General features: G+C 43.8%; 15 protein-coding genes, 1 other RNA gene and 1 other annotated feature. Of the genes, 13 read left to right on the forward strand and 3 right to left on the reverse strand.

The window, feature by feature from the left end:
* The first annotated feature begins 159 nt into the window (after positions 1–159).
* From HMPREF9698_RS00785 to radC, 3 genes are all read left to right on the forward strand, one after another.
* A complete protein-coding gene (locus HMPREF9698_RS00785) occupies positions 160–2820 on the forward strand; it encodes a valine--tRNA ligase (RefSeq protein WP_003776315.1) in 2661 nt (886 codons plus the stop codon).
* A 1-nt stretch (position 2821) separates the two neighbouring features.
* Positions 2822–3472 carry an HAD family hydrolase gene (locus tag HMPREF9698_RS00790; RefSeq protein WP_003776319.1) on the forward strand — a complete coding sequence of 217 codons (651 nt, stop codon included), beginning with the start codon at positions 2822–2824 and terminating at the stop codon, positions 3470–3472.
* 61 nt (positions 3473–3533) lie between these two features.
* Positions 3534–4217: a RadC family protein gene (gene radC, locus HMPREF9698_RS00795; RefSeq protein ID WP_003776320.1), complete on the forward strand. Its 684-nt coding sequence runs from the start codon at positions 3534–3536 to the stop codon at positions 4215–4217.
* Between the two features lie 53 nt (positions 4218–4270).
* Here radC and HMPREF9698_RS00800 read toward each other — a convergent pair whose 3' ends face one another.
* Positions 4271–5608 carry a D-serine ammonia-lyase gene (locus HMPREF9698_RS00800; RefSeq protein ID WP_003776322.1) on the reverse strand — a complete coding sequence of 446 codons (1338 nt, stop codon included), beginning with the start codon at positions 5606–5608 and terminating at the stop codon, positions 4271–4273.
* A gap of 313 nt (positions 5609–5921) precedes the next feature.
* Between HMPREF9698_RS00800 and HMPREF9698_RS00805 the strand changes: the two genes are divergently transcribed.
* The 9 genes from HMPREF9698_RS00805 to HMPREF9698_RS00845 all read left to right on the forward strand — a co-directional run bounded on the left by HMPREF9698_RS00805 (position 5922) and on the right by HMPREF9698_RS00845 (position 12078).
* On the forward strand, positions 5922–6128 hold the full coding sequence (locus HMPREF9698_RS00805) for a cold-shock protein (protein WP_003776323.1): 207 nt from the start codon (positions 5922–5924) through the stop codon (positions 6126–6128).
* 215 nt (positions 6129–6343) lie between these two features.
* Positions 6344–7327 carry a rod shape-determining protein MreC gene (mreC, locus tag HMPREF9698_RS00810; RefSeq protein ID WP_003776325.1) on the forward strand — a complete coding sequence of 328 codons (984 nt, stop codon included), beginning with the start codon at positions 6344–6346 and terminating at the stop codon, positions 7325–7327.
* Position 7328: 1 nt separating this feature from the next.
* Positions 7329–7844, forward strand: coding sequence for a rod shape-determining protein MreD (gene mreD / locus HMPREF9698_RS00815; protein ID WP_003776328.1), 516 nt, complete (start codon positions 7329–7331; stop codon positions 7842–7844).
* A gap of 16 nt (positions 7845–7860) precedes the next feature.
* Entirely contained in the window at positions 7861–8556 is a 696-nt protein-coding gene (locus HMPREF9698_RS00820) for a septum site-determining protein MinC (protein ID WP_003776329.1), read from the forward strand.
* Positions 8557–8658: 102 nt separating this feature from the next.
* Positions 8659–8730 (forward strand) — a sequence feature (ribosomal protein L21 leader region).
* A 47-nt stretch (positions 8731–8777) separates the two neighbouring features.
* The gene (gene rplU, locus HMPREF9698_RS00825; RefSeq protein ID WP_003776331.1) at positions 8778–9086 is read left to right on the forward strand and encodes a 50S ribosomal protein L21; all 309 of its coding nucleotides are present in this window, start codon (positions 8778–8780) and stop codon (positions 9084–9086) included.
* Positions 9087–9098: 12 nt separating this feature from the next.
* Positions 9099–9461, forward strand: coding sequence for a ribosomal-processing cysteine protease Prp (locus HMPREF9698_RS00830; RefSeq protein WP_003776333.1), 363 nt, complete (start codon positions 9099–9101; stop codon positions 9459–9461).
* Positions 9448–9732, forward strand: a complete 285-nt coding sequence (rpmA, locus tag HMPREF9698_RS00835) for a 50S ribosomal protein L27 (protein WP_003776335.1) — start codon at positions 9448–9450, stop codon at positions 9730–9732. The genes HMPREF9698_RS00830 and rpmA overlap by 14 nt, the downstream gene beginning before the upstream one ends.
* A 125-nt stretch (positions 9733–9857) precedes the next feature.
* Complete coding sequence (locus tag HMPREF9698_RS00840) at positions 9858–10862, forward strand: class I SAM-dependent methyltransferase (RefSeq protein ID WP_040292328.1); 1005 nt, start codon at positions 9858–9860, stop codon at positions 10860–10862.
* 22 nt (positions 10863–10884) lie between these two features.
* On the forward strand, positions 10885–12078 hold the full coding sequence (locus HMPREF9698_RS00845) for an acetate/propionate family kinase (RefSeq protein WP_003776339.1): 1194 nt from the start codon (positions 10885–10887) through the stop codon (positions 12076–12078).
* A gap of 129 nt (positions 12079–12207) precedes the next feature.
* Here the strand turns inward: HMPREF9698_RS00845 and HMPREF9698_RS00850 are convergent, their stop codons facing one another.
* Both HMPREF9698_RS00850 and ssrS read right to left on the reverse strand, forming a co-directional pair.
* Positions 12208–12639 (reverse strand): universal stress protein, encoded by a 432-nt coding sequence (locus HMPREF9698_RS00850; protein ID WP_003776342.1) that lies wholly within the window; start codon positions 12637–12639, stop codon positions 12208–12210.
* A gap of 140 nt (positions 12640–12779) precedes the next feature.
* Positions 12780–12964, reverse strand: a non-coding RNA gene (gene ssrS / locus HMPREF9698_RS08615) — 6S RNA.
* A 181-nt stretch (positions 12965–13145) separates the two neighbouring features.
* On the opposite strand from ssrS, the gene HMPREF9698_RS00855 reads away from it, so the two are divergent.
* Positions 13146–14078: IS1634 family transposase (locus tag HMPREF9698_RS00855; RefSeq protein ID WP_003776344.1), on the forward strand; the 933-nt coding region annotated here is incomplete at its 3' end.

The raw sequence follows: 14078 nt of genomic DNA on the forward strand, positions 1-14078 counted from the left end.
GCTTAGTTCCACTAAGCACTATCGCTGAGTCTGCTTACGCAAGATATTGAACCGCCGTGTACGGAACCGTACGCACGGTGGTGTGAGAGGTCGACTAGCCAATTAATGGCTAGTCTCCTACTCGATTTTGTTTGACTAATGTAGAAAGTAGGGATTATGATGACAAGTGATAAAGCAAGTCAGATGCCAAGTAAGTATAACCCCCAGGCTGTAGAGGAAGGACGCTACAAGGATTGGGTAGATGCAGGCTTATTTAAGCCTAGCTCCGATGGGGACGTTGAAGCCTATTCAGTAGTTATTCCCCCACCCAATGTAACTGGCAAGCTCCACCTAGGTCATGCTTGGGATACCAGCTTGCAGGATATTATTGTCCGTCGTAAACGAATGCAGGGCTATGATACCCTCTGGCTCCCCGGCATGGACCATGCTGGGATTGCGACCCAAGCCAAGGTAGAAGAGAAAATCCGGAATGAAGAAGGCTTAAGCCGGTATGATTTAGGCCGGGATGCCTTTATCGATCGGGTTTGGGATTGGAAAGAAGAATATGCTAAAAATATCAGGGACCAGTGGGCTAAAATTGGCTTATCAGTGGATTATTCCCATGAACGCTTTACCCTTGACGAAGGCTTGAACAAGGCAGTTAACAAGGTCTTTGTCGACCTTTACAACAAGGGCTTGATCTACCGTGGTGAGTACATTATAAACTGGGACCCAGTAGCCCAAACAGCTTTAAGTGATATTGAGGTCATCCACAAGGAAGTCCAGGGTGCCTTTTACCACATGACCTATCCTCTCTCTGATGGGTCAGGCCAGGTTGAGATTGCCACTACCCGGCCGGAAACTATGCTAGGCGATAGCGGGGTCGCTGTCCACCCCGATGATGAACGTTACCAATCTTACATTGGCAAGACCCTGACCCTGCCTTTGCTGGGCCGGGAAATTCCGATTGTCGCAGACCGCTATGTTGACATGGAATTTGGAACTGGGGTCGTCAAGGTGACCCCAGCCCATGACCCAAATGACTTTGAGATTGGAAACCGCCATGACCTTGAACGCATTAATGTCATGACTGCTGACGGGACTATGAATAAAAATGCAGGGGCCTACCAAGGCTTAGACCGCTTTGATGCCCGCAAGCAGGTTGTTGCTGACTTAAAAGACCAAGGCAAGCTGGTGAAGGTAGAAGACTACACCCACAGTGTTGGCCACTCGGAGCGGTCAGATGCAGTTGTGGAACCCCGCTTGTCCACCCAGTGGTTTGTTAAAATGGACGGCTTGGCTGACCGGGCCTTGGCCAACCAAAAAACAGACGATAAGGTCAACTTTGTCCCTGGCCGGTTTGAGAAAACCTTTACCGATTGGATGGAAAATGTGCATGACTGGGTTATTTCAAGACAACTTTGGTGGGGCCACCAAATTCCTGCCTGGTACCACAAGGAAACGGGTGAAGTTTATGTGGGCGAAGAGGCACCAGAAGATAGTGAAAATTGGGACCAGGACCCCGATGTCTTGGACACCTGGTTCAGTTCAGCTCTTTGGCCTTTTTCGACCATGGGCTGGCCGGAAGAAGACAATCCAACCTTTAAACGTTACTTCCCAACCAATACCCTAGTGACTGGTTATGACATTATCTTCTTCTGGGTTGCCCGGATGATCTTTCAGTCTCTTGAATTTACTGGTCGCCGTCCCTTTGAACATGTTTTGATCCACGGTTTAATTCGGGCTGAAGATGGTCAAAAAATGTCCAAGTCCTTGGGCAACGGAATTGACCCGATGGACGTGATTGACCAGTATGGTGCCGATTCCTTGCGTTGGTTCCTCACCAATGGGTCGACCCCAGGACAAGACATCCGCTTCTCATACGAAAAAATGGATGCGGCTTGGAACTTTATCAATAAGATCTGGAATGCTTCCCGATACGTGATCTTAAACTTAGGGGATATGGCCTACCAAGACATTGACCTTGATGGAGACCAGACTGTGGCTGACCAATGGATCTTGGCCCGGCTTCATGAAACCATCGCCGTGGTTAACGACCATGCCGATAAGTTTGAATTCTCTCTGGCAGGCAAGGCTCTCTACCGCTTCATTTGGGATGACTACTGCGATTGGTATATTGAAATGACCAAGGAAATTTTGGATGAGGGGAGTCCTGACCAAAAAGACATGGCCAAAAGTGTCTTAGCCTATGTCTTGAATGCAATATTGCGACTTCTCCACCCCTTCATGCCTTTTGTGACCGAAGAGATCTACCAGCATGTCCCCCACCAAGGGAATTCGATTGTGACTGCTCCTTATCCTGAGGCAGATGGCCAGTTCAGTAATCCAGAAGCCATTTCCAATATGAGTACCTTGATTGATTTAATCCAATCCGTCCGGTCGATCCGGGCTGAATCAAACCGGCCCTTATCGCAAGGAATTGACCTGTTGATTAAGGCCAAAGATGACCAAGTGGAAGACTTCTTAAAAGCCAACCAGTCCTTTATCCTCCGCTTCTGTAACCCCGATAACTTGGAGATCAGTCAGGACCCACAAGTCCCTAAAGAAGTGAAGTCGGCTGTCGCTTCCGGGGTTGAAATTTTTATTCCCCTAGCTGGCTTGGTTGATTTTGACCAAGAAATTGCCCGCCTAGAGAAAGAACTTGCTAAGTGGCAAGGCGAGATCGACCGGGTAGAGGGCAAACTAGCCAATGAGAAATTTGTCAATAACGCGCCCGAAAAAATTGTCCAAGAGGAAAGAGACAAGGGAGTCCAATACCAAGAGCGGTATGAAGCGGTCAAAGACCAATTAAGCAATATGAGAGAAATGAAAGAGGGTTAGGATGACAGATTTTAAAGCAGTCATTTTTGACATGGATGGATTGATGTTTGATACCGAAACTATTTATTTCCAAGCCAACCAAAAAACGGCTGACCGGGTCGGTTTAAACTTTAGCAAGGACTTCTACCTGGACCATGTTGGGGGGAGCGAGCGGGATTTCTTCCAAGCCATGTACGACCATTTTGAAGAAAAAGACAAGGTTGACCGCTTTATGGAAGAATCTCAAAAAGATGTTTATGACCTCTTAACCTCTGACCAGGTCCCTAAAAAAGAAGGCTTAATGGACCTCTTAGACTACTTGCAAAAAGAGAGGATTAAGATGGTCGTTGCTTCCAGCTCAGATAAATGGTTGGTGGACAAGGTAGTCACCATCAATGGGGTCAAGGACTACTTTGTCGACTTGGTCGGAGGCGATGAAGTGGACCAGACCAAACCTGAGCCAGATATTTTCCTGATGGCCCTAGACAAGCTAGGAACAAGCAAGGATGAAACTTTGGTCTTAGAAGACTCCTTGAACGGGGTCCGGGCTGGTCACGCAGCCCGCTTGGCCACCATTATGATTCCCGACCTAATCCAGCCTGGGCCGGAAGCCAAATCGAAAAGTCTGGCCATTGAAGAAAATTTAAGACAAGTTATAAAATATTTTAAATAAAAAAATAAAAAAGTCCTTTCTTTGCGTATCTTATAGTAAGACCAAAGAAAGGACTTTTATTATGTCAAAAACAATTTTTAATGTTATGCCAGACAATGATAAACCTAGAGAACGTCTAAAGGAGTGTGGGGCCCATGCCTTGTCCAACCAAGAACTTCTAGCCATCCTTTTAAGGACAGGGACCAAGGAGTTTGATGTCATCCACTTGGCCATGCAGGTTTTGGAAAGAGTAGGAGACCTTTCGGAATTGAAGGCCATCTCCATGGAAGAATTGATTGCCATCAAAGGGATTGGTCCTTCCAAGGCGGTGGAAGTTTTGGCTGCTATTGAGCTGGGTAAGCGAATCTACCGTTCCAAATCGGCTAAAGGAGCCACCATTAACTCTAGCCAATGGGTGGGCCAGTATATGATTGACGAAATTGGAGGTCTTCACCAGGAAAATGTCCTGGCCTTGTATTTGAATACTAAAAATCAAATTATCAAGCAAGAGTTAGTCTTTAAGGGGTCCTTAACCAATAGTATTGCCCATCCCCGGGAGATTTTCCGGATCGGTATCCGGTCTTCAGCAGCCAGTATCATTATTGGTCACAACCACCCTAGTGGCAATCCGGAACCCTCCCAAGCTGATATTGCTTTCACTAGGAGGATGGAAGAAGCAGGTGACTTAATCGGGATTCAATTGCTTGACCATATTATAGTGGGGGAAGATTCTTTTTGTTCAATGAGAGGGGAGGGATACCTTTAATAAATTAGAGAACCGGTTCTGACCGGTCCTCTTGTGGGTTTATTTTTATCGGTTTATAAATAGTGTAAACCTTCCTGGTAGAAGGCCTCCATCTCTTCTTGGGGGACCATGCTACCCCCAGTCGCCCAGGCAATATGGCTGGCTTGGTCCATTTTATCGTATAAATTGTTTTGGTCTAGGTAGGCTTGACCAGCTTGGCTAGCGAAGAGATAGGCCGGACCTGGCAGACCAGCTAGGGCAGCCGGTTCTAGATGAATGTCTTCTAAGTCTATCATTTTGCTTAAGAGGGCTTTTTGGTCTTCTTCTGATACTGTTAAGCCGCCGTTAAAGTAGTGGTGCATGAGTTCTGCCACAAAACCGGATGTTCTTGGAACTGCCAAGCCGTCCATGTTGGTCTTGGCATCGAGACCAAAGTCTGCCACTGACACCTTATCGTATTCTTTAGTCAAAAGACCCACTAGCATGGAAGGCATGTGGGTGGGTTGAGCAAAGAAAGAATGGACATGGTCGCCAAAAACTTGCTTAAGGCCGAAGTTAATCCCACCCGGACTGCCACCAATACCACAAGGGGAATAGATAAAGAGGGGGTGGTTTGCATCAACGGTCACGCCAGCTTCTTCTAATTGCTTTTGCAAACGAAGGGCAGCAACCGTGTAGCCCAAAAAGAGGTCGACTGAATGCTCATCGTCTACAAAGTAAGATTTAGGGTCTGCTTGGGATTGGTTTCGGCCGTGTTGGACCGCTTCAGTAAAGTTGGTCTTGTGTTCGACAACGGTTACTCCTTTTTCCCGCAAGTGGTTTTTCTTCCATTCCTTGGCTTCGTCAGACATATGGATGGTTACATTAAAACCTAAAGCTGCAGCCATAACACCCACGCTGATGCCCAGGTTACCCGTAGTTCCTACCATAACCTTGTAGTCAGCAAAAAAGTCTTTAAATTCTTGACTGCCAAACTTGGTGTAGTCATCCTCATAGCTGGTTAAGATCCCTTGTTCCAAAGCTAAGTCTTCGGCATGTTTAAGAACCTCGTAAATGGCCCCTCTTGCCTTGATGGTACCTGCAATGGGAAGGGTGTCATCCCGCTTTAAGTAGAGGTCACCTTGGATCTGGACATCATAGTAATCTTCTAAAAAGCCCTTCATATGGGGAATGGCATTTAGTTCAGACTCAATGATTCCATCATTATCTTGGGTCTCTGGAAAATATTTTGCAAAATAAGCAGCAAAACGGTCTAATCTTGCCGAGGCGTCTTCGATATCATCCATTGAATAAGGGGACTTTTTATTGGCGGCTATGACCCCATCGTAGTTATCATTGACCCAGAAGAGGGGCTGGTAGTTCCTAATTTTAGTGATTTCTGGTATTTGATCAGTCCATTTTTGCAGACTCATTTGACAAACATCCTTCCTCGAAATGATTTTTACAATAATAAGTTTAAACTCAAGTGAAGGCAAGATCAAGCTTTTTTAGAAAATGGTCTAGGTGGGAAAATATCGGAATCAAGGTGATTATAGACATCTTTAAGAAAACGGTTTAGTTAATTGTGAATTTTAATGGGACTTTTTGTCTTGTTTTCTCTTAGGAAACATGCTAATATTATTCTAGCATTTTGTTTTAAGTTAGCGTTTTGTGAAATGTATTTCCAAATCGAGCTTTAGCAAGAATGTTAATATCAAGTGCCCTAGCACGAGGAGGAAATGACTCATGGAAAATGGAAGAGTAAAATGGTTTAACGCCGAAAAAGGTTTTGGCTTTATTGAACGTGAAGGTGCAGATGACGTCTTCGTTCACTTTTCAGCTATTAATGACGAAGGTTTCAAAACTTTAGAAGAAGGCCAAGAAGTGACTTTTGAGATTGAGGAAGGCGCTCGTGGTCCACAAGCTGCTAACGTTAACAAACAAGCACAATAATTCATTAGACTATCCGGACGGGGTTAAACTCCGTCCTTTTTTAATGGATTTTTAGGGGCTAGATGGTCCGAGACCAATAAAGCTTTTATTATAGTTAGAAAAAAGAAGAGCTGTTTTACCTTTTTTCATTCTATTAGATGATTTGTATATTTATGTTCGATTTTACACCTGCGTGTGATAAAATGGTTAAAGGTTAAAAATACGAGGTGCAAGTTATGAATCGTTTTTTCACAAACAAAAAATTAATCGGACTTCTGATCGGGGTTATCGTTTTTATTTCTTTGATAACCTTGTCTTTAAATAGTTCTGCTAGTGGTCCTATCCAAGGCTTTGGTAATGATGTCACGGCTTTTTTTGGCCAGGCCTTCTCCAAACCGATGAATGCCATCACGACTGCCTTTGACTCGGTAGAAGACATTGAAAATTCTTTTGAAGAAAACCAAGCCTTAAGAAGACAGGTGGACCAGGTTTATGAAAAAGATGCAGAAATAAATAATTTAAGAGAAGAAAACGAGCAGTTAAAAGAGGAGCTAAACTTGGACGAAAGCTTGAGTGACTACACCACTCTGTCAGCTAATGTCATCTCCCGTAACCCTGACCGCTGGGTTGATAATTTAATTATTGACGTTGGCTCTTCAGATGGGATCAGCCAAAATATGGCGGTCATGAGCCAGAACGGTTTGTTGGGGGTCATAACTGAAGTTAACCAAGCCTCTAGCAAGGTGACTCTGATCACCAATATTGAAGCAACTTCCAACCGGGTCTCAGCCCAAATTGTGTCCGATGAAGCTGAAGACGAAGCCATCTACGGGGTTGTATCAGACTACCTAGTGGACGATAATGAGCTCTTGATGACCCAAATCACTTCCGATGAAGGTATTGAAGAAGGGGACTTGGTGACAACATCGGGCTTGGGAGGCTTATTCCCAAGTGGCTTAGTGATTGGGCGGGTGACAGAAGTAGCTCTAGACAACCAAGGCTTAGGCCACATTGTCCACATTGAACCGGAAACCAATTTCAATACCACCAAGTTTGTAACGGTCATTGACCGGCAAGCTGAAAGCATCTTCCTCGAAGATGAAGCAGACCAAGGAAATCCGGAAGATGAAGAAGATCCAGACAACCTGGAAGATGATGTTGACCAGGATAACTCGGAAGAAGCAGATCCTGATCAAGCCCAAGAAAGCGAGGAAGGATAGGATGGAAAAGTGGAAGACCTACCTATTTCCCTTTCTAAGCTTGTTGGTTTTTTTCTTGTTGGACGGCCTGCTAGCAGCCTTTTTTAACAATACCCTACAATTTAGCTTTGGCTATGCGGTGCCTCGCTTGACTCTTCTTGGCCTCATCTTTTTTTCCTTCCATTTGCCGGGGAAAGTCCTAGCCATTTTGGCGATTCTTTTTGGTCTCTTGTATGATTCTTACTACTCCGGTATCTTGGGTGTTTACCTGGCCTCTTTTTGCTTAATTGCTTACATCATTATCCAATTGAAAACTTATTTCCAACCAGGTTGGGTGGCCTATTTGTTCTTAGGGATTTTGATGCTTTTACTGAATGAATTCTTTGCTTTTTCGGTCTTTAATGTGATTGGCTTGGTCCAGTCGACTTATGCTTACTTTTGGGCCAACCATGTGGGGGCCAGCCTTATCTTGAACACCATCTTTTTACTTGTTTTAATACCTATTTTGACCGAGATAATGAAAAGAATTGAAGAATAAAAGGGGGTTAGCTTGAGTGAAACACATAAAATTAAAGGCTTCGAGCAATGTTTACCGGCTGATTTTGTCACAAGACGCTAGCCTAGAGGACCTATTTGAAGAAGTGAAACTTTTTACCAACCAACTGATTAATGTTGACCGTGACAAGGACCAAGCCAAGCTAGTCATTGAAAGCCCCAACCGAATCCTGCCCGAATCATGGCGGGCTGAAGTTCAAGCTTTAATCCAACGGCGGGCCCAATGGGAGGTTTCCTTTACTAGTAACGTGATGAGTCATGAAAGAGCTGTTGCTTGGCACAAGAAGGTTAGCCTGCAAGTTGAGTTCAGATCGGTTCTGCCTGGGGAAATCCTAGAAGTAGATGGTGATATCCTCTTGGTGGGGGATATTCACCCAGCTGGCTATCTTAGAGCAGGAGGGAATATTTTTATCATTGGTCGCTTAGAAGGCATTGCCCATGCTGGGGTGGATGGTGACCAGGAGGCAGTCATTACGGGAACTTTTTCCGATAAGTCTGAACTCCGGATTGCAGAAGGCTCCTACTCGATTGACCACCTCTTAGATGACAAATCAACTTATACCCCAAGGAGCTACTACATAACTGAACGTGGTCAAATTGACTTTACTTCAGTTGACCAAATCCAAAAAATACGGCCTGGCATTGACCGGGTGGTGAACCAGCTTCCTTCCTATGATGATTTTGTAGAAGAATAGGACGAAGTATTTTGGACCTAAAGTCAGGGTCCTAATTTTTGCTATTTTAAATTGACGGCTAGACAAGAGACTGGTATAATATGCCTGTTGTATTTGTGTGCACCACAGCTACAACCGCTCGTTCATGAGTACAAGTGCTTTGAGCCACTTATGACGGCGAGTCTGAGTAGGGCAAATAGACTTTAAACCCTTGCCCAAAATATTTTAGGAGGTGCAACACGATGTATGCAATTATTCAAACCGGTGGTAAGCAATTGAAAGTTGAAGAAGGCCAAGAAATTTTTGTTGAAAAATTAGATGGTCAAGCAGGTGACACTGTGACTTTTGACCAAGTCTTACTCCTTGGCGGTGACTCAACCAAAGTGGGCGAACCCTTTGTCGACGGAGCTAGCGTAGAAGCCAAGATTGAAAAACAAGGACGGGGTAAAAAGGTCACAACCTACCGCTACTTGCGTCGTAAAGACTCCCACCGTAAAGTTGGCCACCGTCAACCTTACACTAAATTAACAGTTCAATCGATCAAGGCTTAATAGGAACTTACCATGATCCAAGCCCAATTTGACTTCAACCCTGAAGGAAAGATCCTTTCTTTCACCTTGCAAGGCCATGCTGATTTCGATGAGTCAGGTAAAGATATTGTTTGTTCAGCTGTATCGGCCCTATCTTTTACCAGCTTAAACAGTATAGAAGCCCTGGTTGGAGTAGACTTTAACCTAAACCAGGCTGACCAAGAAGGGGGCTATTTAAAGGCTGATTTCAGCCAGTCTTGGGATAACCCAGACTGTCAACTTCTTTTAAACCACTTACTGTTAGGCCTGCAGGGAATTGAAGAGAATTATGGTGAATACCTAAAAGTTAACAAAAATACAAACAATCCTGGAGGTGGAAATCATGTTGAAAATTGACTTACAATTCTTCTCTAAGAAAAAGGGTGGCGGTTCAACTACTAACGGTCGTGATTCCGAAGCCAAACGCTTAGGTGCTAAAGCTGGTGACGGCCAAACCGTAACTGGCGGATCTATTATCTTCCGTCAGCGTGGGACCAAGATTTACCCTGGTAACAATGTTGGTCGTGGTGGCGACGATACCTTGTTTGCTAAAGTTGATGGCGTTGTTAAATTTGAACGCAAGGGACGAAGCAAAAAACAAGTATCTGTTTATCCAGTCGCTAACTAATTTAAAAGAGCAGTGGCAAGCACTGCTCTTTTTCTTTAGCATTTAACTTGAGATTGTGATCGGAATCGTCTACAATTAAAGCGTTCGCATCTTATCATTTCACAAATTGAAAGGATGATGCTTGCTTGACCCAAAAAAGTCAGGAGCTTTTTATGCAAGTCGACCAGTCCATTGCCTTACTTCAAAGTGGGTCTGAATTTTCCTACTTAGAGTCCTTGCTGGAAACAGGGGAGAACCTCCTAGACCATGGCCAGGTCCTTGTCAGGGATGGCTACCCGACTGAGTCGATCAAAAAAGACCTGGAAGAGCTTTATGCAAAGATTAACCTGGAAGACTTTGAGGCAGAGGAAATCCGCCAAGCCTTTCAGCTAGCCCTCATCAAGGGGATGCGGGAAGACTATGTCCAGGTCAACCACCAAATGACACCAGATTCGATCGCCAGTTTTATCGCTTACCTAATCGAAGTCTTAACAGACCCGAGATCGAACCTGTCACTAGGCGACTTGTCAATCGGGACGGGGAATCTAATCTGGACCATTTATCACTTTTTAAACAAGGATGGGCGGAAGATCCATATCACTGGTGTGGACAACGATGAATTACTCATTTCTTTAGCGTCAATGCTGTCCGCCTTGCAAGATATTCAAGCCCAACTTGTCCATGGCGATAGTCTGCAAAACTTGTTAATCGACCCAGTGGATGTCATGGTGAGCGATTTGCCTGTTGGTTATTATCCCTTAGACCAACACGCCCAGAAATTTGAGACGGCTAATAGGGAGGGGCATTCTTACTCCCACCATCTCTTGATTGAACAAGCTTTTCACTATTTAAAAGATGGGGGCTTTGCCTATTTTATTGTCCCCTACAATTTGTTTGAAAGCCAAGAAGGTAAAGACTTACTCCAATTCATCCAAAAACATGGCTACCTTCAGGGAATGATTCATTTAAACAAGGCCATGTTTCAAAATGAAGAGGCAAGAAAATCGATAGTAATACTGCAAAAACATTCCAAAGATTCGAAACAAGCTGAGGAAGTTCTTTTGGCAACTGCACCAGAATTCAACCAAGCTGAAGCCATGAAAGACTTTTTAGCTGATATTCATCTTTGGTACCGGGAAGAGTTTAAGTAATTTTAAAGGAGAGAAGAAATACATGTCAAAAACGATTTCAATTAATGCAGGAAGTTCTAGTCTAAAATGGAAGCTATTTGAAATGCCAGACGAAGTGGTTGTCGCTTCCGGTATCGTTGAACGGATCGGCCTACCTGATTCCATTTTCACGATTAAATACGGAGATGGCCAAAAGTATGAAACCACAGCCGATATCCAAGACCACGAAGTTGCGGTTGAAATGCTCTTGGAACAGTTGACAGAGTTAAATATCATTGAAAGTTTTGATGAAATAACCGGTGTCGGGCACCGTGTCGTTGCTGGTGGTGAAAAATTCAGCGAATCTACCTTGATCGATGATGATGTGATCCAAGCTATCGAAGACTTGGCAGAATTTGCCCCCCTCCACAATCCTGCTAATGCTACCGGGATCAAGGCTTTCAAGAAAGTCTTGCCTGATATTACTAGCGTGGCTGTTTTTGACACTTCTTTCCACACTTCTATGCCGAAGAAAAACTACCTCTACAGTATTCCAATGCAATACTATGAAAAACACAATGCTAGACGGTATGGTGCTCATGGAACTAGTCACCGCTATGTTTCTAACCGGGCAGCTGAAATCATAGGCCAGCCGATTGAAGATTTGAAAATTGTGACAGCCCACTTGGGGAACGGTGCCTCCATTACAGCTGTGGACGGGGGCAAGTCCGTTGATACTTCTATGGGATTCACTCCACTAGCTGGTGTTACCATGGGAACCCGGTCAGGGGACATTGACCCATCCTTGTTGCCATTTATCATGCGCAAAGAAGGAATTGCCGACATCAATGAAATGGTCCGTATCTTAAACAACGAATCTGGCCTTAAAGGCTTGTCTGGTGTTTCCAGTGACATGCGTGACATTGAATCAGCTGCTGCTGAAGGCAATGAAGATGCCCAAGTTGCCTTAGACATCTTCAACGACCGTGTCCGGAAATACATTGGCCAGTATGCTGCAACCATGAATGGGATCGATGTATTAGTCTTTACTGCTGGTATTGGTGAAAATGCGGCCAATGTCCGTCAAGCTGTAGCAGATGGCCTTTCCTTCTTAGGCTTAAAAGTTGACCCAGACAAAAATGATGTCCGCGGTGAGGAAAGAATTATTTCAACCGATGATTCTAAAGTCAAAGTTCTCTTGATCCCCACCGATGAGGAGCTAATGATTGCCCGCGATGTGGAAGCTTTAAAAGACTAATAAAGCTTTTACTTTTTAAGATAAAATCACTAAAGCAAGGAGCATTGACCCAAGCTCCTTGCTTTATTGCATAAAAAAGCCCCTCCAAAATGGAGAGGACCTTTTTTAATATACGATTATTTGGCTTACTTACTGGCGGATAATCAAGACATCGCATTCTGCCCGGCGGACTACGTATTCGGAAACGGACCCAATAAAGAAGCGTTCAAAGGTGTTCAGCCCTGTTGCCCCTAAGATGACGATATCTATTCCCTTTTCACTAATGACTTGTGGGATGGTCTTCTTAGGTGAGCCGTATTTCAAGACAGTTTGGACATCTTGGATGCCTGCATCCCTTGCTTGTTTTTCATATTGGTTTAAGATGGAATCAGCCTCGATCCGCATACTGTTGGAGACTGACTGGTCAAAAGCTTCATATGGTTTGGAGGCCCGGGTATCAACGACGTGTGTAATGTAAAGGCTTGCATTATTTTGTAAAGCAAAATTGATCGCTCGCTTGAAGGCTAAGTTGGCTGTTTCGGATCCATCTGTCCCTACTAGAACTTTTTTGTATTCTTGCATTTGCGACACCCCATTTCTATTTCTAAGTATATTTTAACACAAAAACCGGGCAAAAGGGTTAATTTCTTATAGGATTTTTTAATAAACTCGGTAAAAAAGGCATGCCCAAATCGGACATGCCCACCATAAATAGTTATGATTCGAATTCCGTTATGTGCCGTTCCATCGTCTTAATGGTTGTACCCGCTAATTGCAGGTGGGTTTCTCCGATGGTACATCTGACTTCCAAGTGAAAAGGCTTGTCATGAATACCATCTTTCGAATCCCAGTGTATAAATGTTCGGTCAACTCGATTGAAAAGACGATTCGAACACTACAGAATTCTTAAGATTATGGTAGCACTTACTTTTATGTGTGTCAACCGGGAGTTTGACAGTTTTAAATGACAAAAAGTGCCACAAAGCCTATCAGGGCTTTATTTTTTTGCCAAAATTTTATTAAATAACATTGCGTACTATTACGTACTGTGATATAATAAAGTTATCCTATCCCTGAGGTGATCAGCTTTGCGTATCAAAAAAAGTCGTTCAAAAAATTCGGTTTCTTATGCCGTTATTAAAGATATTACTCGTAACGGTAAGCGCACCACTAAAATTGTCGAAACACTGGGCAATCACGAAGAAATCAAACAAAAACATCCCGAAATGGATCCAGAAGAATGGGCCAAACAGCGAGCCGCCGAATTAACGGAACAGGAAAAACAGAAAAAGCAAAAGATCGCCATTCACTACGATCCAACCAAGAAAATAAAAAAAGATAAACAACAACTTTTTAATGTTGGTTACCTCTTTTTACAATCCATTTTAGCTCAGTTGAAACTCCCCACCATGACGAAAAAAATCGCCAAGCAGCATCAATTTAAATATCCGTTGGATCAAATTTTATCTTGTCTCATTTACAATCGGATTTTGAGTCCGGCCTCCAAAAAAAGTGCCTTTGAATTTGCCCAAACCCTATTAGAACCGCCTCAATTTCAGTTACAAGATATTTACCGCAGTCTTGATGTCTTAGCTGAACATACCCATGATATTCAAGAACATTTTTATCGATTAAGTCAGAAAGTAGCGAACCGGGAAACTGCCGTTCTCTACTATGACTGCACCAATTTTTTCTTTGAAATCGAAGAAGCCGAAGGCCTGAAACAATACGGGCAGTCCAAGGAAAATCGGCCGAACCCCATTGTGCAAATGGGATTATTTATGGACGGCTCGGGCATTCCACTTGCTTTTAATATCACAAGCGGCAACACCAATGAACAAACCACCCTGAAACCTTTAGAGAAAAGAATCCTTAAGGATTTTCGCTTATCAAAATTTGTCGTCTGTACCGATGCCGGTCTCTCTTCAACAGCCAATCGCAAATACAACACCTTAGGGGAGCGTGCCTTCATTACCACTCAATCGGTCAAAAAAAACGAAAAAACATTTGAAAGACTGGCT

Source organism: Alloiococcus otitis ATCC 51267 (genome assembly GCF_000315445.1).
In the GTDB taxonomy this organism is placed as follows: domain Bacteria; phylum Bacillota; class Bacilli; order Lactobacillales; family Carnobacteriaceae_A; genus Alloiococcus; species Alloiococcus otitis.

Bases quoted from the DNA above. Each gene is read 5' to 3' on its own strand.
- HMPREF9698_RS00785 (WP_003776315.1), top strand. From the start codon at position 160: ATGACAAGTGATAAAGCAAGTCAGATGCCAAGTAAGTATAACCCCCAG.
- HMPREF9698_RS00790 (WP_003776319.1), top strand. From the start codon at position 2,822: ATGACAGATTTTAAAGCAGTCATTTTTGACATGGATGGATTGATGTTT.
- radC (WP_003776320.1), top strand. From the start codon at position 3,534: ATGTCAAAAACAATTTTTAATGTTATGCCAGACAATGATAAACCTAGA.
- HMPREF9698_RS00800 (WP_003776322.1), bottom strand. From the start codon at position 5,608: ATGAGTCTGCAAAAATGGACTGATCAAATACCAGAAATCACTAAAATT.
- HMPREF9698_RS00805 (WP_003776323.1), top strand. From the start codon at position 5,922: ATGGAAAATGGAAGAGTAAAATGGTTTAACGCCGAAAAAGGTTTTGGC.
- mreC (WP_003776325.1), top strand. From the start codon at position 6,344: ATGAATCGTTTTTTCACAAACAAAAAATTAATCGGACTTCTGATCGGG.
- mreD (WP_003776328.1), top strand. From the start codon at position 7,329: ATGGAAAAGTGGAAGACCTACCTATTTCCCTTTCTAAGCTTGTTGGTT.
- rplU (WP_003776331.1), top strand. From the start codon at position 8,778: ATGTATGCAATTATTCAAACCGGTGGTAAGCAATTGAAAGTTGAAGAA.
- HMPREF9698_RS00830 (WP_003776333.1), top strand. From the start codon at position 9,099: ATGATCCAAGCCCAATTTGACTTCAACCCTGAAGGAAAGATCCTTTCT.
- rpmA (WP_003776335.1), top strand. From the start codon at position 9,448: ATGTTGAAAATTGACTTACAATTCTTCTCTAAGAAAAAGGGTGGCGGT.
- HMPREF9698_RS00845 (WP_003776339.1), top strand. From the start codon at position 10,885: ATGTCAAAAACGATTTCAATTAATGCAGGAAGTTCTAGTCTAAAATGG.
- HMPREF9698_RS00850 (WP_003776342.1), bottom strand. From the start codon at position 12,639: ATGCAAGAATACAAAAAAGTTCTAGTAGGGACAGATGGATCCGAAACA.